The sequence below is a fragment of the Gillisia xinjiangensis genome, assembly GCF_046298265.1.
Taxonomy (GTDB): domain Bacteria; phylum Bacteroidota; class Bacteroidia; order Flavobacteriales; family Flavobacteriaceae; genus Gillisia; species Gillisia xinjiangensis.
On record NZ_JBKAHK010000001.1, the window covers coordinates 154,366 to 175,445 of the forward strand.

19 protein-coding genes are annotated in these 21,080 nt (G+C 38.4%); 10 read left to right on the forward strand and 9 right to left on the reverse strand.

Going from position 1 to position 21,080, the window contains the following annotated elements; translation table 11 throughout:
* Positions 1-43: 43 nt before the first annotated feature.
* From purE to ACKGJN_RS00715, 4 genes are all read left to right on the forward strand, one after another.
* Positions 44-529, forward strand: coding sequence for a 5-(carboxyamino)imidazole ribonucleotide mutase (gene purE, locus ACKGJN_RS00700; RefSeq protein WP_409537495.1), 486 nt, complete (start codon positions 44-46; stop codon positions 527-529).
* Between the two features lie 211 nt (positions 530-740).
* Positions 741-2,795, forward strand: coding sequence for a M3 family metallopeptidase (locus tag ACKGJN_RS00705; RefSeq protein ID WP_409537496.1), 2,055 nt, complete (start codon positions 741-743; stop codon positions 2,793-2,795).
* Positions 2,796-2,885: 90 nt separating this feature from the next.
* Positions 2,886-3,437: a sigma-70 family RNA polymerase sigma factor gene (locus ACKGJN_RS00710; protein ID WP_409537497.1), complete on the forward strand. Its 552-nt coding sequence runs from the start codon at positions 2,886-2,888 to the stop codon at positions 3,435-3,437.
* A gap of 1 nt (position 3,438) precedes the next feature.
* Positions 3,439-3,693 (forward strand): hypothetical protein, encoded by a 255-nt coding sequence (locus ACKGJN_RS00715; protein WP_409537498.1) that lies wholly within the window; start codon positions 3,439-3,441, stop codon positions 3,691-3,693.
* Here ACKGJN_RS00715 and ACKGJN_RS00720 read toward each other — a convergent pair.
* Positions 3,686-4,504, reverse strand: coding sequence for a UbiA prenyltransferase family protein (locus ACKGJN_RS00720; RefSeq protein WP_409537499.1), 819 nt, complete (start codon positions 4,502-4,504; stop codon positions 3,686-3,688). The genes ACKGJN_RS00715 and ACKGJN_RS00720 overlap by 8 nt on opposite strands.
* 134 nt (positions 4,505-4,638) lie before the next feature.
* Here ACKGJN_RS00720 and gcvP point away from each other — a divergent pair, with 134 nt between their 5' ends.
* From gcvP to ACKGJN_RS00740, 4 genes are all read left to right on the forward strand, one after another.
* Positions 4,639-7,488, forward strand: a complete 2,850-nt coding sequence (gcvP, locus tag ACKGJN_RS00725; RefSeq protein WP_409537500.1) for an aminomethyl-transferring glycine dehydrogenase — start codon at positions 4,639-4,641, stop codon at positions 7,486-7,488.
* 180 nt (positions 7,489-7,668) lie between these two features.
* On the forward strand, positions 7,669-8,727 hold the full coding sequence (locus ACKGJN_RS00730; RefSeq protein WP_409537501.1) for a 3-oxoacyl-ACP synthase III family protein: 1,059 nt from the start codon (positions 7,669-7,671) through the stop codon (positions 8,725-8,727).
* 1 nt (position 8,728) lies between these two features.
* Complete coding sequence (locus ACKGJN_RS00735) at positions 8,729-9,250, forward strand: methyltransferase domain-containing protein (RefSeq protein WP_409537502.1); 522 nt, start codon at positions 8,729-8,731, stop codon at positions 9,248-9,250.
* A gap of 92 nt (positions 9,251-9,342) precedes the next feature.
* Positions 9,343-10,191, forward strand: a complete 849-nt coding sequence (locus tag ACKGJN_RS00740) for a glycosyltransferase family 2 protein (protein ID WP_409537503.1) — start codon at positions 9,343-9,345, stop codon at positions 10,189-10,191.
* A 22-nt stretch (positions 10,192-10,213) separates the two neighbouring features.
* On the opposite strand, the gene pafA is transcribed toward ACKGJN_RS00740, so the two are convergent.
* Positions 10,214-11,863 carry an alkaline phosphatase PafA gene (gene pafA, locus ACKGJN_RS00745; RefSeq protein WP_409537504.1) on the reverse strand — a complete coding sequence of 550 codons (1,650 nt, stop codon included), beginning with the start codon at positions 11,861-11,863 and terminating at the stop codon, positions 10,214-10,216.
* A 116-nt stretch (positions 11,864-11,979) separates the two neighbouring features.
* Here pafA and ACKGJN_RS00750 point away from each other — a divergent pair, with 116 nt between their 5' ends.
* Positions 11,980-12,717 (forward strand): MlaE family ABC transporter permease, encoded by a 738-nt coding sequence (locus ACKGJN_RS00750; protein WP_409537505.1) that lies wholly within the window; start codon positions 11,980-11,982, stop codon positions 12,715-12,717.
* Positions 12,717-13,481 (forward strand): ABC transporter ATP-binding protein, encoded by a 765-nt coding sequence (locus ACKGJN_RS00755; RefSeq protein ID WP_409537506.1) that lies wholly within the window; start codon positions 12,717-12,719, stop codon positions 13,479-13,481. Before ACKGJN_RS00750 ends, ACKGJN_RS00755 begins: the two co-directional genes overlap by 1 nt.
* Here the strand turns inward: ACKGJN_RS00755 and ACKGJN_RS00760 are convergent, their stop codons facing one another.
* The 7 genes from ACKGJN_RS00760 to pdhA form a co-directional block, all read right to left on the reverse strand.
* Positions 13,482-14,915 carry a DUF389 domain-containing protein gene (locus ACKGJN_RS00760; protein ID WP_409537507.1) on the reverse strand — a complete coding sequence of 478 codons (1,434 nt, stop codon included), beginning with the start codon at positions 14,913-14,915 and terminating at the stop codon, positions 13,482-13,484.
* Between the two features lie 2 nt (positions 14,916-14,917).
* Positions 14,918-16,006, reverse strand: coding sequence for a mannose-1-phosphate guanylyltransferase (locus ACKGJN_RS00765; RefSeq protein ID WP_409537508.1), 1,089 nt, complete (start codon positions 16,004-16,006; stop codon positions 14,918-14,920).
* A gap of 28 nt (positions 16,007-16,034) precedes the next feature.
* Positions 16,035-16,634, reverse strand: a complete 600-nt coding sequence (locus tag ACKGJN_RS00770; RefSeq protein ID WP_409537509.1) for a SprT-like domain-containing protein — start codon at positions 16,632-16,634, stop codon at positions 16,035-16,037.
* Positions 16,635-16,644: 10 nt separating this feature from the next.
* Positions 16,645-17,325, reverse strand: a complete 681-nt coding sequence (locus tag ACKGJN_RS00775) for an SDR family NAD(P)-dependent oxidoreductase (protein ID WP_409537510.1) — start codon at positions 17,323-17,325, stop codon at positions 16,645-16,647.
* Positions 17,326-17,327: 2 nt separating this feature from the next.
* Positions 17,328-18,326 carry a M20/M25/M40 family metallo-hydrolase gene (locus ACKGJN_RS00780; RefSeq protein WP_409537511.1) on the reverse strand — a complete coding sequence of 333 codons (999 nt, stop codon included), beginning with the start codon at positions 18,324-18,326 and terminating at the stop codon, positions 17,328-17,330.
* A 71-nt stretch (positions 18,327-18,397) separates the two neighbouring features.
* The gene (locus ACKGJN_RS00785; protein ID WP_409537512.1) at positions 18,398-20,065 is read right to left on the reverse strand and encodes a pyruvate dehydrogenase complex dihydrolipoamide acetyltransferase; all 1,668 of its coding nucleotides are present in this window, start codon (positions 20,063-20,065) and stop codon (positions 18,398-18,400) included.
* Positions 20,066-20,068: 3 nt separating this feature from the next.
* The gene (gene pdhA, locus ACKGJN_RS00790; RefSeq protein ID WP_409537513.1) at positions 20,069-21,070 is read right to left on the reverse strand and encodes a pyruvate dehydrogenase (acetyl-transferring) E1 component subunit alpha; all 1,002 of its coding nucleotides are present in this window, start codon (positions 21,068-21,070) and stop codon (positions 20,069-20,071) included.
* Positions 21,071-21,080: the final 10 nt, after the last annotated feature.

The window sequence follows — 21,080 nt, forward strand, 5'->3', positions numbered from 1 at the left end:
GTTTTTAAAACCTGTGAGGTTTAAATTCTAAAAACTTGACAAAATGAGCAAAGTAGCAGTAATAATGGGAAGCACCAGCGACTTACCGGTTATGCAGGATGCCATAGATATATTAAAAGGATTTGATATTGAGGTAGAGGTAGACATCGTTTCGGCACACCGTACTCCCGAAAAATTATTCGATTACGGTAAAAACGCTCATACCCGTGGGATCAACGTTATTATTGCCGGCGCCGGTGGTGCCGCGCATCTGCCGGGAATGATTGCATCCTTATCCCCCCTTCCGGTAATTGGGGTTCCGGTAAAATCCAGCAACTCTATAGATGGCTGGGATTCTGTCCTGTCCATTTTACAAATGCCCGGAGGGGTTCCCGTAGCGACCGTAGCATTGAATGGCGCCAAAAATGCCGGAATTCTTGCAGCTCAAATAATTGGAGCTACAGATAAATGTATGCTGGACAAGGTTTTGTTTTATAAAGAAGGTTTAAAACAAAAAGTAATAGAAGGCGCAAAAGAAATCAAAAAGTAAGAAGACCACGCGAACGTGGCCTTCCTGAGTAGTACTATTTTGCTTAAAAATATTATTTATTAACCATTCTAAATATATTAATCTAAACTATTTAAGTAACTACTTTATTATTCTTTTATACATTTTAAAAGTTAAAAATATATATATTTTTAATATATCCCAACCAAAAACGTTAAAACATTTACCGAACACGTTATAAAAAAATCTAAATATGCCTATTTCAGTTGATAATCCATTGCTGGAGGAATTTTCTTTTGCGCCCTTCTCCAACATAAAAAATGAACATTTTAAACCTGCATTTTTAAGATCCATTGAAATTGCAAAAACCGAAATTGACCTGGTTACTTCTTCAAAAGAGGATCCTACTTTTAAAAATACTATTGAAACCCTGGAATTTTCGGGGAAGCAACTTGATTTGGTGACCAGTATCTTTTTTAATCTGAATTCAGCTGAAACCAATGACGAAATTCAGAAGATCGCTCAGGAGGTTTCACCGCTTCTTTCTGAATTTAAAAATGATGTCATCCTGAACAAGGCACTTTTTGAAAGGGTTAAGACGGTTTATTTACAAATGGAATCCCTGGACCTCACTATAGAACAGCGAATGCTGCTCGATCAAAAATACAAGGCTTTTTCAAGAAACGGAGCAAATCTTTCCGAAGATAAAAAGAAAGAATTACGGGAAATAGATAAACAACTATCTACTTTAAGCTTGAAATTTGGAGAGAATGTTTTAGCAGAAACCAACAGGTTTGAACTTCTTATCACCAAAGAAAAAGATCTTGAAGGCCTACCGGATTCTGTAAAAGAAGAAGCTGAAGCAACCGCAAAAGAAAAAAACAAGGAGGGATGGATCTTTACCCTGGAATATCCAAGCTATATCCCCTTTATGAAATATGCCAAAAACAGGGAACTTCGGAAAGAACTGGCACTCGCCTTTGGTGCAAAAGGTTTTCATAATGACGAACTCGATAATCAGCAAAATGTACTGCAAATAGTTAACTTAAGATATCAAAGAGCCCGTCTTCTGGGATTCGAAACCCATGCAGATTTTGTTTTGGAAGAACGAATGGCAGAAAAGCCGGAAAAAGTAAAATCTTTCCTCTCGGAATTACTGACAAAAGCAAAACCCGCCGCACAAGGGGAATTTAGTGAACTTGAAAATTTTGCCAAAAACCTCGATCAAATAGACCGACTAGAAAAATGGGATGCGGCATACTACGGAGAAAAATTAAAACAAGAACTTTTTGATCTCGACGACGAAAAACTGAAACCTTATTTCAAACTTGAAAATGTAATAGACGGTATTTTTGAGGTTGCAAATAGATTATACGAACTTAATTTTGAGGAAGTTTTTGAAGTTGACACCTATCATCCCGATGTAAAAACCTATCAGGTAACCGATGTAAAAAACAATCCCGTGGCGTTATTTTATGCCGATTTTCATCCGCGTCCGGGAAAAAGAGATGGCGCATGGATGACCGTTTATCGCCCACAATATGTACAAAATGATAAAAACTACAGACCACATATTTCCATAGTTTGCAATTTCACTAAGCCCACCAAAAAAACACCTTCATTATTGACCTTTAATGAGGTTACAACCCTGTTTCACGAATTTGGTCATGCCTTGCATGGAATGCTTGCAGACACAACCTATCCAAGCCTTTCCGGAACAAGCGTTTACTGGGATTTTGTAGAGTTGCCAAGCCAAATGCTGGAAAACTGGTGTTACGAGCAGGAGGCCCTTCAAATCTTTGCAAAACATTACGAAACCAAAGAAATTATTCCGGAGAAACTTATTGAGAAAATTAAAAAAGCGTCCAATTTCCATGAAGGAATGGCAACTTTGCGCCAAATAAGCTTCGGAATGCTGGATATGAGCTGGCACGGAATTGATCCCTCAAAAATAAAAGACATCAAAGCGCACGAAGATGCCGCATTTGAACCCACTAAATTATATCCGGATGTGCCGCAGAATTGTATGAGCACCTCATTTTCTCATATCTTTCAGGGAGGGTATTCTTCCGGTTATTATTCCTATAAATGGGCAGAAGTCCTTGATGCAGACACTTTTGAATATTTTCAGGAAAATGGAATTTTCAGCAGGGAGATTGCACAAAGTTTTAGAGACCATGTGCTATCCCGGGGTGGAACAGAGCACCCAATGACATTATATAAACGTTTCAGAGGGAAAGAACCTCAGCCCGATGCTTTATTGAAAAGAGCCGGATTAATGAAAAAACAACGGAGAATTATGGATTAGCACTGAAAATTACAGCGCTTAATCTTTAGTTTTTTTTAAGCCATTCGGTCCAACTTTTTACTATTTTTGGGAATATTATGTTAATTGCCTATGTCTACAAATCAAATCGATCCTACAAAATGGGTAGATAAATATTCCGATTACCTTTTCAATTTCACTATTGTAAGGGTAAATGACAGAGAACTTGCGCATGATTTAATTTCTGAAACTTTTCTGGCAGGCTTAAGGTCCATGAAAAATTTTAAAGGAGAAGCCACAGAACGCACCTGGCTTATCTCGATTTTGAAACGGAAAATTATCGACTATTACCGAAAGATCAATTCCAAAAAAGGCCGGGCTGAAGTAAAAATTAATTACAGCGATGATTCCAACGAAGGAGACTGGTTGGAAGAACAGGCTCCGGACAGGTTTGACAAGACCGCTGAAGACATCATGGAAAATGAAGAACTAGGCCTTGCAATCCTGGATTGTATGGAGAAGCTACCAAAAAAACAAGCTAAAATTTTCAAAATGAAGACCATTGAAGGTCTTGACACGGAAGCTATATGTAATGAGTTTGATATCACTCCGTCTAACTTGTGGGTTATAGTCCACAGAGCAAGAACCGCTTTAGCTCAATGTTTGGAAAAAAACTGGTTTTAAAATGACTAAAAAAAAATCATTATTTATCGACTGTTCAGAAGCTGCACATTGCTGCGATAAGGCACAATACGAAGAAGCATCTTTATACGAAAAGATGAAGATTCATCTACATATATTCTTATGTAAACCCTGCAAAAATTATACGAAACAAAATACAAAACTCACCCAACTCATTGAGAAATCCAAACTAAAAACCTGTTCGGAAGATGAAAAAAAGGTTTGGAAAGAGAAAATTGAAAATCATACAACTAAATAAGCATCCCTAAAACACTTAAGATCAACCACCAAATTATGGGTATTCCTTCCACCCAAAATGATGAATAATATTCCTTCTGACTAATACCGGAATTTATCAGGAATATACTGGTGATCATTCCAACAAATAATACACTTAACCCCTCCGCCAAAGAGCTATTTTGTTTTAGGAATTCCAGTAACACAAAAACAAGAATCAGCAGCAGACCTACGAGTTTTGTTTTTTTAACCCCTATCTTTTGAGGAATCGTTCTCAACTGTTTCAAATCAAATTTAAGATCCCGAATTTCAAAAGGTAATGTCAATGCAATGATGAAACAGAAACGTTGAAGAAATTCAAGAAAAAAATCCATTTGAAAAAAATCCATTTTATCTACAACAGGCAATAACACGGTTACTCCTGCCCAAACAAATGCAATTACATATATTTTTACACCCGTTAAAGCTCTTAAATTTCTATTCTTGCTAAAAACCGGTATGGCGTATAATATTGTAAATAAACCCATAATTCCGGCAACAATTAATACGGAAACTGGCTGAAAAAAGCAACTATAAATAAACCCCAGGAACGCAATAAGTGAAAATCCCTGAATCACTTTAAGGTTTGTAGCAAGCGTTCTATAGTAAAGCTTGGCCAATCCCGCATATTTCACAAAATTATATCCGGTTATACTTCCAAGAAAAATGAATATTAACAGGTTTATATTCAAAGAAAGTTGAAAACATTGAAAGGTAATTGCGACCAGGGAGACTACAGCTAGTGAAACATGGATACTGCTGTTTATATAAAAATTAAACGCTCTTTTTAGCATCTTTTTAATCGGCTTTTTGAATAAAAAACTCCGTCGTAAGTTTTCATAAAAATCTTACCAAGTTGGTTGTCTGAAATGCCAAAAATCTACGTTTAAATATGTAATTTTGCAGCACAAAACGCAACTTTATTTTAATGAGAACAGATTCTTTTGCCCTAAGACATATTGGCCCTGATGAAATTGAATTACAAGACATGCTTTCCACTGTGGGTGTCCCAACTTTAGATCGGTTAATTTACGAAACTATTCCAGATGATATCCGTTTAAAAAACCCACTTGATCTACCTGCAGCGTTAAGCGAAAATGAATATGCCGAACATATCGGGCAATTAGCTTCTCTAAATAAAGTTTTTAAAACCTACATAGGTTTGGGATATCATCAGGCTATCCTGCCTGCTGTAATTCAGCGTAATGTTTTGGAAAATCCGGGATGGTACACGGCTTACACTCCGTACCAGGCAGAAATTGCTCAGGGAAGATTGGAAGCATTGCTTAATTTTCAAACAATGGTAAGTGATCTTACTGGCATGGAACTGGCAAATGCATCTCTCCTGGATGAATCTACCGCTGCAGCCGAGGCTATGGCATTGCTTTTTGCGGTTAGAGAAAGGGAACAGAAGAAAAATGAAGTTGCAAAGTTCTTTGTTTCTGAAGAAGTGCTGCCTCAAACAATCTCCTTATTAAAAACAAGAGCCATTCCCCTGGGAATAGAATTGGTTATTGGAGACCACACAGAATTTGACTTTTCCACGGAATTTTTTGGAGCAATTCTTCAATATCCTGGAAAATCCGGACAGGTATTCAATTATACCAACTTTGTTTCAAGATCAAAAGAAGCTCAAATTAAAATAGTTGTAGCTGCAGATATTTTAAGTTTAGTGAAATTACAGGCACCGGGAGAACTAGGAGTTGATGTAGTTGTTGGAACCACCCAACGTTTTGGAATCCCATTAGGATACGGTGGACCGCATGCGGCCTATTTTGCAACTAAAGAAGAATATAAACGAAGTATTCCCGGAAGGATTATAGGGGTTACAAAAGACATGAATGGCAATCGTGCCCTTAGAATGGCGCTTCAAACAAGGGAGCAACACATAAAACGTGATAAGGCAACATCCAATATTTGTACTGCCCAGGTTTTATTAGCTGTTATGGCGGGTATGTACGCGGTTTATCATGGCCCCAAAGGCTTAAAATATATTGCAGATACCATTCATTCCTCTGCCGTTACCTTGGAAAAAATGTTGAAAGAATTAGGTTTTCAACAGCTAAACTCCTCCTATTTTGATACGATCCAAATAAAAGCAAATGCTTCGGTTGTGAAGCCTATTGCTGAAAAAAATCAAATAAATTTTTATTACCCGGATCCTGAAACGGTGGTTATCGCTATAAACGAAACTACCAATATATCAGATTTAAATAAAATTGTCGCTGTTTTTTCTGAAGCTTCAGAGAAGTCCAAATTGACAATAGAAGCCTTGGAAAAAGGCACAACAATTCCGAAGGAGATTGAACGAAAGAAAGATTTTCTCACCAATGAGGTCTTTAATTCCTATCATTCTGAAACGGAATTGATGCGTTACATCAAGAAACTGGAACGCAAGGATCTTTCTCTTAACCATTCCATGATCGCTTTGGGATCTTGTACAATGAAACTAAATGCAGCTTCAGAAATGCTTCCTTTAAGCAATCCGCAATGGGGGAATATTCACCCTTTTGCACCTGTAGAACAGGCTGAAGGTTACCAGGTAGTATTAAAAAAACTGGAAGACCAACTTACCGAGATTACAGGTTTTGCCGGAACTTCCCTACAGCCAAATTCCGGAGCTCAGGGAGAATATGCTGGGCTTATGGTTATTCGCGCATATCACGAATCCAGGGGAGATGCGCACAGGAATATTTGCCTTATCCCATCATCAGCTCACGGCACCAATCCTGCATCGGCAGTGATGGCCGGAATGAAAGTGGTGGTTACAAAAGCAACCAACGAAGGAAATATAGACCTGGATGATCTAAGGGAAAAAGCGATAAAACACAAGGATAACTTAGCCGCATTGATGGTTACGTACCCTTCCACTCACGGAGTTTTTGAATCTTCCATAAGAGAAGTAACAAGGCTAATTCATGAGAATGGCGGGCAGGTTTATATGGATGGTGCAAATATGAATGCACAGGTAGGACTTACAAATCCCGGTGCCATTGGTGCCGATGTTTGCCACCTGAACCTTCATAAAACTTTTGCGATTCCGCACGGTGGTGGTGGCCCCGGTGTAGGTCCAATATGTGTTGCAAAGCAACTACTCCCGTTTTTACCGGGAAATCCGGTGATTAAAACCGGCGGGGAACAGGCAATTACCGCAATTTCTTCCGCACCCTGGGGATCGGCTTTAGTATGCCTTATTTCGTATGGTTATATCACAATGCTAGGAAGCAAAGGTTTACAGAAAGCAACAGAATATGCGATCCTGAATGCCAACTATATAAAAGCCCGGTTAAAAGAACATTATCAAACTTTATATTCCGGAGAATGCGGAAGAGCAGCCCATGAGATGATCCTGGATTGCCGTCCTTTTAAAAACAACGGAATTGAAGTAGTAGATATCGCCAAAAGACTTATAGATTACGGATTCCACGCTCCAACTGTCTCTTTCCCGGTTGCCGGAACTTTAATGATCGAGCCTACCGAAAGTGAAAGCAAGGCAGAACTCGACCGTTTTTGTGATGCTTTAATTTCTATAAGACAGGAAATAAGTGAATCTTCTGCAGAGGATGAAAACAATATTTTAAAAAATGCGCCTCATACAATGCCGATGCTTACTGCCGAAACCTGGGACTTCCCATATAGCAGAAAACAGGCAGCTTTCCCTTTGGAGTATGTAGCCGACAATAAATTCTGGCCAACGGTAAGAAGACTGGACGATGCGTATGGAGACAGAAATTTGATATGCACCTGTGATCCTATCGAAGAGTATATGGAAGCCTAAAAACATTGTCGTCAATGTTTGAAAGATTCCTAAAATAAACGTAAAATAATTTAATTGTTACTGATTTTTAAAGCATAAAATATCAAAACTATAATTAAGCATATTTTTTCCACTTTGTAGGTCTAAACTAAAATTGCTTTTAGTAATTTGGTTAAAGATTTCACAAATTAAGTCGTTTCAATGAGTATAAAAATAACAGGTATAGGCAGTTTTATTCCTAACTTAAAAAGAAAGAATTCAGACTTTCTAAAGCAAGAATTCAGGAATACCGACGGATCTCCATTCCCTCATGCAAATGAGGTTACTATTGAAAAATTTCAGGCAATCACTGGAATTGAAGAACGAAGGTATCTGGAAGAGAATTTAAGCACTTCGGACATGGCGACCGTTGCTGCACAAAGGGCGATTGAAGATGCAGGCATTGATCCTGAAACCCTTGATTATCTAATTGTTGCCCACAACTACGGAGACGTAAGATCCGGAAGTGTTCAAAGCGATACCGTGCCCAGCATTGCTACCCGTGTTAAACACAACCTGAAAATTAAAAATCCTAAATGTGTAGGATATGATGTGTTGTTTGGCTGTCCGGGCTGGATCGAAGCAGTTATCCAGGCGCAGGCTTACATCAAATGCGGAATGGCAAAGAAATGCCTTGTAATTGGCGCAGAAGCCCTTTCCAGAGTTGTGGATAAGTTTGACCGGGATTCAATGATCTTTTCAGATGGAGCCGGGGCTACGGTACTGGAAATCACCGAGGAGGAAGGTGGGATTTTAGCGCATGACTCAGCTACCTATGCATATCAGGAAGCCAATCATATCTATTTTGGAAAGTCAAATCTTCCGGGGGAGGTTGAAGATACGCGCTTTATTAAAATGAATGGCCGCAAGATCTACGAATTTGCACTTACCGAAGTTCCCGGCGCGATGAAAACCTGCCTGGAAAACAGCGGAAAAACAATTGCCGACGTTAAGAAAATTTTCATTCATCAGGCCAATGAAAAGATGGATGATGCAATAATAAAACGCTTTTATAAATTACATAAGTTGCCTGTTCCGGAAAAAGTGATGCCTATGAGTATTCAGGAGTTAGGAAATAGCAGCGTAGCCACTGTACCCACATTATTGGATCTTGTGATCCGCGGACAAATAAAAGACCAGGAACTTAAAAAAGGGGATGTTATTATTATGGCCAGCGTTGGTGCCGGAATGAATGTTAATGCCATCGTATATCAATACTAAAATGTACGAAAGGACCTTTCCTACCAAAAGATTTAAAAAAACCCTGGAATTTTTAGAAGAAAACGTTCCTCCACCAGCAAAAATACTGGATCTGGGAGTTGAAAATCCTTTTTCTGAAATAATGAAACAAAATAAATATCAGGTCACCAACACAAAAGGGGAAGATCTCGACCTTGATTCAAATGCTGTAAAATCCAATGAATATGATGTTATAACAGCTTTTGAAATTTTTGAACACCTTGTGTCTCCCTTCAATGTATTAAAAGATATTCAGGCTAAAAAACTGGTGGCTACCGTTCCTTTAAAAATGTGGTTTTCCAATGCCTATCAAAATAAAACCGATTTAAGAGACCGGCATTTTCACGAATTTGAAGACTGGCAATTCGACTGGCTGCTGGAAAAAGCAGGATGGACGATTAAAAAGCGTGAAAAATGGACTAACCCGGTAAACAAAATCGGTTTCCGGCCATTGCTTAGAAAATTTACTCCACGGTATTACGCGGTTTATGCCGAAAGATCCTAGAAATCTCAGAATTTTCTTCCAAATCAATATTCCCCTCCTGCTCTAATTTTCGCTAATCAGATTATCGTATTTTAGCAAAAACAATCGCTTTCTTGAAACTATATATCGTAATTCCAGCGTATAACGAAGCTGAATTTATAGGGAAAACACTTCTATCTTTGGTAGCACAAACCTGGCTTCCAGACAGGATCGTAGTAGTAAATGATCAGTCTACTGATTCAACTGAAAAAATCATCCTGGATTTTGCTGAAAAACACGATTTTATCTCCCTTGTAAACACCACATCTGAAGGGGAACATTCTCCCGGAGGCAAGGTAATTCGAACTTTTAATCAAGGTTATAAAATCCTGGATGAAGATTACGACATCATATGTAAATTTGATGCCGATTTGGTTTTTCCTGAAAATTATCTTGAAAGTATAATCAAAATCTTTGAAGCAGATCCTTCAACCGGAATGGCAGGCGGTTGTTGCAGCATTCTTAAAAACGGGAATTGGGTCTTGGAAAATCTTACCGATAAGGACCATATTCGGGGCGCATTAAAAGCCTACAGAAAAGAATGTTTTCTGGAGATTGGCAAACTTCAGCCATCGATGGGCTGGGATACTGCCGATGAGCTTCTCGCCCAGTTTCACGGCTGGAAAATAAAAACTGACCCTGAGCTAAGAGTGAAACATTTAAAACCAACAGGCGCCAGTTACAACAGTGCTTCTAAATACAAGCAAGGAGAAGCCTTTTACCGACTTCGGTACGGATTTTTCATCACCCTGATAGCTTCTGCTAAGCTGGCATATCTAAAAAAGAATTTTAGTTTGTTCAACGATTACCTCAGCGGATATTTTAAGGCAAAAAAAGAAAAGCAGCCCTTTCTTGTTTCCGAAGAAGAAGGCCGCTTTATAAGAAATCTACGCTGGCAAAAAATGCGACGTAAAATATTCTGAGTTTTTATTCTAAAACAAAAATTTACTTTTTCTTATCCAACATAATATATAAAGGTTTGCCGGTTGCTGCATTCGGATTTGAAATACCGAGAATTGCGGAAATAGTGGGTGCAATATCTATAATTTCAGAACGCTCAAAAGTGCTTCCCTGAGGCACCCCATTTCCGAAGAAAATAAGAGGCGCATGAGTGTCATAATTAAATCCGCTGCCGTGCGTTGAACCTGTTATAGAATAAGAGATTACCGAAGGTTTTAACACCATAATAACATCTCCGCTCCGTTTTTGATTAAACCCATTTTGAACCAATTGCGCTGTACCTTCAGAAAAAGTGGCACCTTGCATTTGACTTCTGGTATAAACATTATTGACCTGTGGATACTGCAAAATAAAATGTGCAAGAGCACTTTCAAGATCAGATGCTTTAACATGCGCTTTCTGAAGTGCAGTATAATCAAAGAAAATCTGGTAACTGTGCACCTTTTCAATAAGATTTGCAGTTTTAAATTCTTCCTCAACAAAATTCTTCAGCTTGTCCTCAAACTCATTATTATCAAAATAACCGGATGGAATTTTAACCGTTTTCAAATAAGAAGGGACGTCTACCCCACCATGATCTGAAGTTAAAAACACGGTGTAATTCCCTGCGCCAACCTGTTCATCCAAAGCGGTCAATAACCTGGCAAGATCAAGGTCAAGACGTAAGTAGGTATCCTGAATTTCCTTAGAATTAACGCCAAAATTATGCCCTATATAATCTGTACTGGAATAACTTATAGTAAGGAAATCGGTAAAATCATCTTTTCCAAGATCTTCGGCTTTCATTGCTGCAATAGCAAAATCTGTAGTAAGTGTATTTCCGAAGGGGGAAATTTTTACACGTTCAAATTTGTTCTTTTCTGTTGAAAGTGCTTCCAGGTCATACGGAAAAGTGGTTTGTCCGTGGAATCCTTCTTCAAAACCGGAGAGATCAGGTCCACTTTCTGAATAGGTTTCAATATCGCCCAATGTATTCCATGGCTGGATGTATGAAGCCGCCTTGCCTGAATTATTAAATTCATTTACCCAATTCGGTAAATTCTCCATGTAAAAGGTACTCGTAATCCATTTTCCCTCATCGCGCCCCTGAAACCAATACGCAGCATTAGCGGTATGTCCAGCGGGTAAAATAGCACCCCGATCTTTCATCCCTATACCTATGGTTTTACCCCGCATTTGGGTAAACAATCTATTTTCATCTGCCACCGTAGTTGCGATCATGCGATGTGGAGACATTTTACCAGCATCAGATGAAGTTCCTAAAGATTCCACAGAATCATCTCCGGCATTATACACTTCCTTTTTTTCAAACTTATTATACCATCCATTCCCAATTATTCCGTGATTTTGAGGCGTTGTACCTGTAAAAACAGACGCATGTCCCGGAGCAGTATAGGTAGGAATATAATTAAAATGGTTATTTTTAAAAGAATAACCATCCTTTATAAGCCTTCTAAATCCTTCCTGCCCATATTTATTCCAAAAACGGGTGATATAATCATAGCGCATTTGATCCACTACAATACCAACTACAAGTTTAGGTTTTTCATTATCAATAGAAGTTTGTTTTGGTGTTTGACCATTCAACGGCAAAAAGCATAAGAAAACAACAAAAAGTAACGTGTAATTCTTCATAAGTATGATTAAAATAGTATGCTTCAAATTTACTAAATACTGAGGGTTAAAGTTTAATTCTACGTTAAATAGTTTCCCCGTAAAATTTAGTATTTTAGCTTTACAAAAATTCATAAATGAGGTACCTCAATTCGATTGGTGAATACTTTTTAATGTTAAAGGGTGTGTTTGGCAGAATGACCAAAGGGTCTGTTTTAAAAGAACTTATATTCAAAGAAATAGATCAACTAATTATTGGCTCTCTAGGGATTGTAGCATTTCTATCCTTTTTTATTGGTGGTGTTGTTGCCCTGCAAACCGCATTAAACCTTAACAATCCCTTAATTCCAAAAACCCTGATTGCATTTGCTGCGAGACAATCGATCATTCTTGAATTCTCCCCTACCTTTATCTCTATTATCATGGCAGGAAAAGTAGGATCTTTCATAACATCAAGCATTGGCTCTATGAGGGTGACTGAACAAATCGATGCCCTGGAAGTTATGGGAGTAAATTCCCTTAATTATTTGATTTTTCCTAAAATTATCGCAATGTTAACATATCCCTTTGTTATTGCATTATCCATGTTTTTGGGGATAGTAGGAGCTTATTCTGCTGCCGTACTTGGTGGTTTTGTTGGAGCTGAAGAATTTATCGAAGGACTTCAAACCGATTTTGAAGGCTTTCAGTTATTTTACGCATTTTTTAAAACCTTTCTGTTTGCCTTAATTCTTGCAACCATTCCAGCGTACCATGGATATTATATGACTGGTGGATCCCTGGAGGTAGGAAAGGCCAGTACCACTTCATTCGTGTGGACCAGTGTGGTCATCATCGTTACCAATTATATTGTAACCCAATTACTGCTTAGCTAATGATAGAAATTAAAAATTTAAAAAAGAGATTTGGGGACGAAGAAATTTTAAAAGGAATTGACTTTGTTTTTGAAACCGGTAAAACCAATCTTGTCATTGGCCAATCCGGATCAGGAAAAAGCGTCCTTTTGAAATGCATGTTGGGACTATTCACGCCAGAGGAGGGAACTATTGAATACGATGGAAACACTTATTCAGACTTTTCCGATGAAGAAAAGCGGGCACTTAGACAGAAAATCGGGATGTTATTTCAGGGAGGAGCTTTATTTGACTCCATGACAGTAGAAGAAAATGTTATGTTTCCGTTAAGAATGTTCACAAAAAAAAGAAAAAAGGACTTGCACGAACGGGTACAGGAAGTATTAAAAAGGGTTAACTTGGAAGATTCAGCAAAAAAATTCCCTTCAGAAATTAGTGGAGGAATGCAAAAAAGGGTTGCCATTGCCCGAGCAATAGTTAATAAACCTAAATATTTGTTTTGTGATGAGCCAAACTCCGGCCTAGACCCCCATACGGCAACCATCATTGATAACCTTATTCATGATATAACGGTAGAATACGATATAACTACCATAATAATTACCCACGATATGAATTCCTTGCTGGAAATTGGAGAGAACATCGCTTTTTTAAAAGACGGGGTTTTGGCTTGGAAAGGTGACAAATCCCAAATTTTCAAAACCGATGACAAAACGGTAACAGACTTTGTTTATACTTCCGATCTATTTAAAAAAGTGCGGGAAGCCCAAAATCAGGGGCTCTAATTAATTCAGGGATTTTACTGCCAGAGTATCAAGTTTTAGTCTCAAGGTTAACCATTTCTGAATCTTTTCAGCCTCAGAATTTTTTGTTTTGCTGTTAATATTTTGTTTCCAGGTAATATTAAAGGTGGGAATTGTATCTATTTTTGAAAAGTTTGTAGAGATCGTATTGGCAAAACTGAGATTGGATATATTGGAATAATTTACCTTCACCTCATCGCTAATCTCTTTAAAAGAAAAATCTCCCTGCCTGTATTTCAACAATTCATTTTCTAAAAGTGAAATTTTGGAATCTTTATTTTCTATAACTTCCTGATTCTTTACATAAAGATCCTCCAAAATCCCAGTTCGAACTTGGGTTGACAGCAAAGCCATATCACCATTTGCACCGGAACCCTGATGAACGATAAGGGTAGTTTCATTAAGAACCTTGATATCTTTTAATTGTTCCTTCCAGGTTTGAATAGTTTCTTCAGGAACAGCGGCTCCTATTAAATAAACCTCAATCTCCTTTTTATTATAATCCTGCGCAGTTTTAATTTTCTGTGTTCCGGTATACCGTACAACTTCTGTTAAAAATTCCTTCGCACTGGTCTCAAAAAATTGTTTCTGTAAAAGGTTTACAAAAAGAATAATACTTGGGATCATTACAATAATAGCGATCGTGGATGCAATTTGCGCAGTTCGCTTTCTGCTTTTACTGTTTACATATTTTACCAAAGGAAAATCAAGCAGTTTAGATACCACAAATGTAGTAAGCGCTATGAAGACAGCGTTAATGGAGAAGAGATAGATCGCTCCTCCGGCATATGCCAAGTTTCCAATGGCAAGACCATAACCAACAGTACACAATGGAGGCATAAGGGCAGTAGCAATGGCAACTCCAAAGATCACACTTGCAATGGTGCCCTTTTTTGTTTTAGCTACAATCAAAGCCAATCCGCCAAATATGGCTACCAGCACATCCAGAATTGTAGGATATGTTCTGGCGATTAATTCCGGGGTTTCCTCTGTTATTGGAGAAATCAAAAAATAAATATAAGCTGTTAAAACACTAAGAAATACCATCACCCCAAGATTGATGAAAGATTTTTTTAAAGTCTCCACATCGTTAATGGCAACAGATAATCCTACACCCACTATAGGTCCCATAAGTGGAGAAATAAGCATCGCACCAATCACAACCGCAGTACTGCTTACGTTTAAACCTATAGAGGCCACAAATATGGAAAAGATAAGGATCCACGCATTGTGCCCCTTAAAGGAAATATCTTTTTTTATGGCTTCTAAAGTTGCTTCCCTATCGGTATCATGCCGTATATCCAGTAATTCTGAAACAAACGCCCTAACACTCGCCCATATCCCTTCCACATGTGAAAACTCATTTTTTTCAGGATCCTGTAGTGTATCATTACCAATATTATCCTTATTCTCCATATTTATCCTAAATTTTCACCAAATTTCTCCATCACTTTACTCCTGATCTCTTTGATTTCCTGGTCTTTTTCTTTTGGCACAATCATTAAAACATCCTTATCATCTACTATGATATAATCTTCAAGCCCATCTATAACTACCACTTTTGGCGTATGAGTATAGATTAAATTCTTTTTTGCATCCATTGGAAATAAATGGGCGCTTATTACCGCATTTTCATCCTTGTCCTTTGCAAGCTCGTGATATAATGCACCCCAGGTTCCAAGGTCATTCCAGTCAAATGTAGCCGGTATCACCCGTACGGCATCCGATTTTTCCATCACTGCATAATCAACAGAAATATTCTGGGTTTCAGGATAGGTTTCTTCAATAAATTCCTCTTCCTCAGGACCGTTCAGCTTTTCGATTCCTTTTTCAAAAAGCCCTGTCATTTCCGGCTGATACTTTGCAAAAGAATCAATAATAAATGAAACTTTCCAAATAAAAATTCCGGCATTCCATAAGTAATTGCCCTCTTCAAGGAATTTTTCGGCATTTCGAAGGCTAGGTTTTTCAGTAAATTTTTCTACTCTATAGAAACTTTTACCTTCTTCTTTCTCATATTTTATATATCCAAATCCTGTATTTGGAGCAGTAGGTTTGATGCCAAGAGTGATCAATATATTTTCTCGGGAAGCCGCTTCAAACGACTTTTTTATATCATCGATAAAATTTTCCTGTTGCTGAATCCAATGATCACTGGGCACCACCAACATTACCGCTTTCTCATTTTGTTTATTGATCTTTAATGCCGCCAGTAATATACACGGTGCAGTATTGCGCAATGCAGGTTCGAGTATAATTTGAGCGGTCGTAATATTAGGCAATTGCTCCTTTACAAGATCCAGGTAACTATGATTGGTAAGAATAAGGATGTTTTCCCTTGGAACCACATGTGCCAGCCTCTTAAATGTGCGATGAAGCAAGGTTTCCCCGGATCCCGTCATATCGTGGAATTGTTTTGGAAACGCAGCAGTGCTAACCGGCCAAAACCTGGAACCCACTCCTCCGGCCATTATTACCGCATAATAATCCTTATTATAATTATCCATTCTAATAAATTTAAAATTGAAGAATATCTTAGCCTACCAACAGTTCCACCTGGGCGTTGGGCTGGAAAAGATACACCTTTCCTGTTTCCACCTCAAGACACTCATAGCGTTTCCTAAGCTTTTGGCCCTTCTTAAAAATTTTTCCATTATAAATTTTGAATAATCCTCCCGCGGGAAGCTCAAAAATATAATTTTTATCGTTCTCGGGGTCAAATTTTTTGAGTGCCACAGAAAGATGTGCATCTGTATCACTACTTGCCTTCGGATTTTTAAAATGACTTGCAATTATTGGAAGCAACTGAACAGGGAAAATCTCAGGCCTTATAAACGGTAACATCATTTGCTGAAACGTAAATTTCCACTCATTGCCATGTGGCTTTATAGTTCTTCCAAATCTCTCAAAGGCCAATAAATGAGATATCTCATGAATTAAAGTTATTAGAAACCTGTATTCATTCAAATTGGCATTTACCGTTATTTGATGAATCCCGTCAGGCATTCTTCTATAATCTCCATGACGTGTTACCCGCTCGTTCACAATCTTGAGATGAACCCCGTGTTCCTTTACCATTTCAAAAACGGGAGAAACGGCATGACTGGGAAGGTATTTTTCAAGTATATCACTCATCCTTTTTGTCCTAGGGAGTACTATTGGAAACCTGTAACAGTTTTCCGTTATAATATTTGTTCGCTGTTAAACTAAAATCTACTATATATTGTGCCATTTCCGCAGCCTTTAAAGGTGCTTTATATCCCGGAAAAGCCTCTTCCAGCATTTCGGTTTGTACTGCTCCAAGAGCGAGTACATTAAAGGAGGGACCATGCTCTTTATATTCTTCAGCGAGCATTTCTGTAAGACTAATAAGCGCTCCTTTGCTTGAACTATAAGCAGAAAGACCAGGAAATTTTACGCTTCCCTGTACTCCGCCCATGCTGCTTATATTCACAACATGTCCGGCTTTACCCATGAAAGGAAGCACCTGTTGAATTAATCCAACTACTCCAAAAACATTGGTATCATAAATCCTTTTAAACTCCGCTATGCTGGATTCTTTAAAAGATTTATTAAGAATCGCTCCGGCATTGTTTATCAAAACATCTACTCTTTCCCATTTAGACTGAATAAATCCATCGACCTCCTGTAAAGAAGCTTCATTGGTGATATCACAGGATAAAGCAGTTACATTTTCAAGACCCAGCTCTTTTACAGGTTGAATGTTTCTGGATAACGCCAATACTTTATGTCCTGAATTTGAAAATAACTTTACCATTTCCAGCCCTATTCCCCTGCTGGCGCCAGTAATTACTATATGCTTCATTATCAATTTAGTTTTATTTCTTTTTCTGAAGTATTTGTCATTTTAAGCAGGCCTGGGATAACTTTTTCAATGAGATCTGCCATATGGGCAATATCCATTTTTTCAGCTTCATCTGAAACATGATGGTAATACTCATAATTGGTAAAATCAAACGTGCTTATGGTTTGAGCAGGAACCTTAAATTCCTGATAAAAAGAATAATTATCACTTCGTTTGAAAAGATTGTATTCTTTGGCTTGTGGCAAAAACCCAAGGATTTCAGCTTCAGAATATTCATTGAATTTTTCGGCTAAATTGGAGTTTTCATATCCGGTAAGATAAGCCAGGTGATCTTTGCCTTGCATTGGAACCCCAATCATTTCAAAGTTCACCATCGCATATAGGTCAAGATCTTCAGACTTTAACCGCTTCGATATATGCTTTGCGCCCTGCAGACCCATTTCTTCTGCAGAAAAAAGGATAAAAAGAATACTTCTTTTATTAGCCTTCAATTTTGCGAATTGCTCAGCCAGTTCCATTACGGCAACCGTTCCTGCCGCATTATCATTAGCGCCATTGGCAATGGAATCATTATCCACGGCTTTTTCTATCCCAATATGATCATAATGCGCGCCCAGAATGATAAATTCCTTTTTCAGTTCCGGATCGTTTCCTTCCATAAAACCAATTACGTTAAACCCTGTTCTATCGGAAACTTCAAAAGAATCCCTATAGGTTTCATAATAGGGTTTAATGTTGTTTTTTTTGAAAAAAGCTTCAATATAACCCGCAGCTTTGTTAATTCCTTCGGTACCCGTTTGGCGTCCCCTTAAATCATCTGAAGCAAGGAATTCCAGTTTTTCTTTGACCGATGCTTCGCTTATGGCTATATCAGGAAGAGTTGTATTTATTATATTTTCTGAAATTATCACATTCTCACTATTGGAATTCTTTGCAGAATTACAGGCGCCAAATGTGATTAAACCCGCAAATACACTAATTTTAATTATATTTTTCCTCATAAAGTTAAAGATAAAAAAATCCCGCTATAGAGCGGGATTTTGTGTACAATTATTCCATTTTTGAAAATTATTTAAGCCAGCATTGTTACCGGGTTCTCCAGATAGTTTTTTAATGTCTGAAGAAATGCTGCTCCTGTCGCTCCATCCACAGTTCTGTGATCACAGGCCAGGGTAACTTTCATCGTATTTCCAACAACTATTTGTCCGTTCATCACGACCGGTTTTTCCACGATAGCTCCTACCGAAAGGATCGCAGAATTAGGTTGATTTATAATACTTGTAAATTCAGTAATCCCGAACATTCCAAGATTTGAAACGGTAAATGTACTTCCTTCCATTTCCTGGGGTTGTAATTTTTTATTCCGTGCTTTCCCTGCAAGATCCTTTACATTGGCTCCAATTTGAGTCATAGACATTTGATCTGCATATTTAAGAACAGGTACTACAAGACCGTCTTCCACAGCTACAGCCACACCCATATGGATATGCTTCGCGATTTTGGTGCTCTCCCCCGTCCATTGTGAATTAACCCTTGGATGTTTTCTCAGCGCCATAGCCGAAGCTTTGATCACCATATCATTAAAGGACACTTTCACATCTGGCAATTCATTTATCTGTATTCTTGAAGCCATAGCCGTCATCATATTCACCTCTATAGTAAGGTAATAATGAGGAGCGGTAAATTTGGATTCACCCAATCGTTTCGCAATGGTTTTGCGCATTTGAGAATTTTTTATATCCTCAAATTCCTCTTCCCCGGCAGGGACATAAGATTTAACGGCAGGTTTTTCAGCAGTAGGTTTCTCTGTGGTCGCTGGTGCTGATGCTGTTTTTTCTGAAGGCTTATAGCTTTCAATATCTTTTTTGACAATACGGCCATTTTCACCGGAACCATCGATATCGGCCAGATCAAAACCTTTGTCCTCGGCCATCTTTCTTGCAAGCGGAGAAACAAAGATTCTACCGCCATCCCTTGTTTTCGTTTCTTTTTTACTTTTTTCAGAAGTATTCTTATCAGAATCAGCCGACTCTTCTTCTTTTGCTTTTGAAGGTTTCTCTTTTGATGCGCCTGAAGCTTTAACAATTTTGGAAACATCGGTTCCTTCCGGGCCAATTATAGCCAAAAGGCTGTCTACTTTAGCGGTTTCACCTTCCTGAATTCCAATTTTAAGAAGCACTCCATCATAGAAAGATTCAAATTCCATCGTAGCTTTATCTGTTTCAATTTCAGCTAAAATATCACCTTCCTCTACTTTATCACCTTCTTTCTTGATCCATTTGGCAACTGTACCCTCTTCCATGGTATCACTCAATCGAGGCATCTTGATCACCTCAACTCCTTCAGGAATAGCTCCCTCACCAGCTTCTTCATCAGAATCAGTTTCTTCACTTTTCTCTTCAGATTTCTTTTCAGAATTATCTTCTTTTTTTGCCTTTGGCGTATCGCCGGATTTATCTTCTGACTTTTTACCGCCTTTTAACAATTCAGAAATATCCTCGCCTTCCTCACCAATAATAGCTAAGAGCGTATCTACAGGAGCCGTTTCCCCTTCCTCAATACCAATGTGCAATAACACACCGTCATAAAAAGACTCGAATTCCATTGTGGCTTTATCGGTTTCAATTTCAGCTAAAATATCGCCTTCCTCAATTTTATCCCCTTTTTTCTTCAGCCATTTTGCGACAACACCTTCTTCCATGGTATCGCTCAATCGCGGCATATTTATAACTTCAGCCATAATTTACTCTATTTTAGTTGATAAGAATGGATAATCCTTTTGCTCATAAACTACATCGTACATTACATTTGTATCAGGAAAATCAGATTCATCAGCGAATTTTTCGCATTCGATCACCAAATCCTTAACGCGTTTATCAATTTCCTTGATCTCTTTCTCTGTAGCGTATTTCTTGTCTTTTATAACATCCAATACCTGGGTAATGGGATCTATTTTTTGGTATTCTGCAACTTCATCCTTGGTACGATATAATTGGGCATCACTCATGGAATGTCCTCTATAACGATAGGTTTTTAATTCTAAAAAAGTAGGCCCTTCACCTTTTCGTGCCCTGGAGATCGCTTCATCCATAGCCTCGGCTACTTTCACGGGATTCATGGCATCTACAGCACTACAAGGCATATCATACCCCAAGCCCAATTTCCAGATCTCGGTGCTTTTTGAAGTACGTGCAACCGAGGTTCCCATGGCGTATCCATTATTTTCAACACAAAAAACAACCGGAAGATTCCAGTTTACTGCCATGGTGAGCGTTTCGTGAAGTGAACCCTGTCGGGCAGCGCCATCTCCCAAAAAAGTTAGGGTAACCGCATCTCGTTTAAAATATTTATCTGCAAAGGCAAGTCCTGCTCCCAAAGGAATCTGCCCACCTACAATCCCGTGACCACCATAGAAACGAAATTCTTTTGAGAAGATATGCATAGAACCTCCCAATCCCTGTGAAGTCCCGGTTTTTTTTCCGAAAAGTTCAGCCATCACCCGTCTTGGATCAACACCCATACCTATGGGCTGTACATGATTCCTGTAGGCTGTGATCATTTTATCTTTGGTAAGATCCATCGCGTGTAAAGATCCAGCCAGGATAGCTTCCTGTCCGTTGTATAAGTGCAGGAACCCCCTTACTTTTTGCTGGATGTAAACCTGCGCAAGTTTATCTTCAAACTTACGCCAAAACAGCATATCCTCGTACCACTTTAAATAGGTGGCTTTGGTAATTTTCTTCATTTACAAATAA

Coding starts and splice junctions, on each gene's coding strand:
- purE (WP_409537495.1), top strand. CDS start 44: ATGAGCAAAGTAGCAGTAATAATGGGAAGCACCAGCGACTTACCGGTT.
- ACKGJN_RS00705 (WP_409537496.1), top strand. CDS start 741: ATGCCTATTTCAGTTGATAATCCATTGCTGGAGGAATTTTCTTTTGCG.
- ACKGJN_RS00710 (WP_409537497.1), top strand. CDS start 2,886: ATGTCTACAAATCAAATCGATCCTACAAAATGGGTAGATAAATATTCC.
- ACKGJN_RS00715 (WP_409537498.1), top strand. CDS start 3,439: ATGACTAAAAAAAAATCATTATTTATCGACTGTTCAGAAGCTGCACAT.
- ACKGJN_RS00720 (WP_409537499.1), bottom strand. CDS start 4,504: ATGCTAAAAAGAGCGTTTAATTTTTATATAAACAGCAGTATCCATGTT.
- gcvP (WP_409537500.1), top strand. CDS start 4,639: ATGAGAACAGATTCTTTTGCCCTAAGACATATTGGCCCTGATGAAATT.
- ACKGJN_RS00730 (WP_409537501.1), top strand. CDS start 7,669: ATGAGTATAAAAATAACAGGTATAGGCAGTTTTATTCCTAACTTAAAA.
- ACKGJN_RS00735 (WP_409537502.1), top strand. CDS start 8,729: ATGTACGAAAGGACCTTTCCTACCAAAAGATTTAAAAAAACCCTGGAA.
- pafA (WP_409537504.1), bottom strand. CDS start 11,863: ATGAAGAATTACACGTTACTTTTTGTTGTTTTCTTATGCTTTTTGCCG.
- ACKGJN_RS00750 (WP_409537505.1), top strand. CDS start 11,980: ATGAGGTACCTCAATTCGATTGGTGAATACTTTTTAATGTTAAAGGGT.
- ACKGJN_RS00755 (WP_409537506.1), top strand. CDS start 12,717: ATGATAGAAATTAAAAATTTAAAAAAGAGATTTGGGGACGAAGAAATT.
- ACKGJN_RS00760 (WP_409537507.1), bottom strand. CDS start 14,915: ATGGAGAATAAGGATAATATTGGTAATGATACACTACAGGATCCTGAA.
- ACKGJN_RS00765 (WP_409537508.1), bottom strand. CDS start 16,006: ATGGATAATTATAATAAGGATTATTATGCGGTAATAATGGCCGGAGGA.
- ACKGJN_RS00770 (WP_409537509.1), bottom strand. CDS start 16,634: ATGAGTGATATACTTGAAAAATACCTTCCCAGTCATGCCGTTTCTCCC.
- ACKGJN_RS00775 (WP_409537510.1), bottom strand. CDS start 17,325: ATGAAGCATATAGTAATTACTGGCGCCAGCAGGGGAATAGGGCTGGAA.
- ACKGJN_RS00780 (WP_409537511.1), bottom strand. CDS start 18,326: ATGAGGAAAAATATAATTAAAATTAGTGTATTTGCGGGTTTAATCACA.
- ACKGJN_RS00785 (WP_409537512.1), bottom strand. CDS start 20,065: ATGGCTGAAGTTATAAATATGCCGCGATTGAGCGATACCATGGAAGAA.
- pdhA (WP_409537513.1), bottom strand. CDS start 21,070: ATGAAGAAAATTACCAAAGCCACCTATTTAAAGTGGTACGAGGATATG.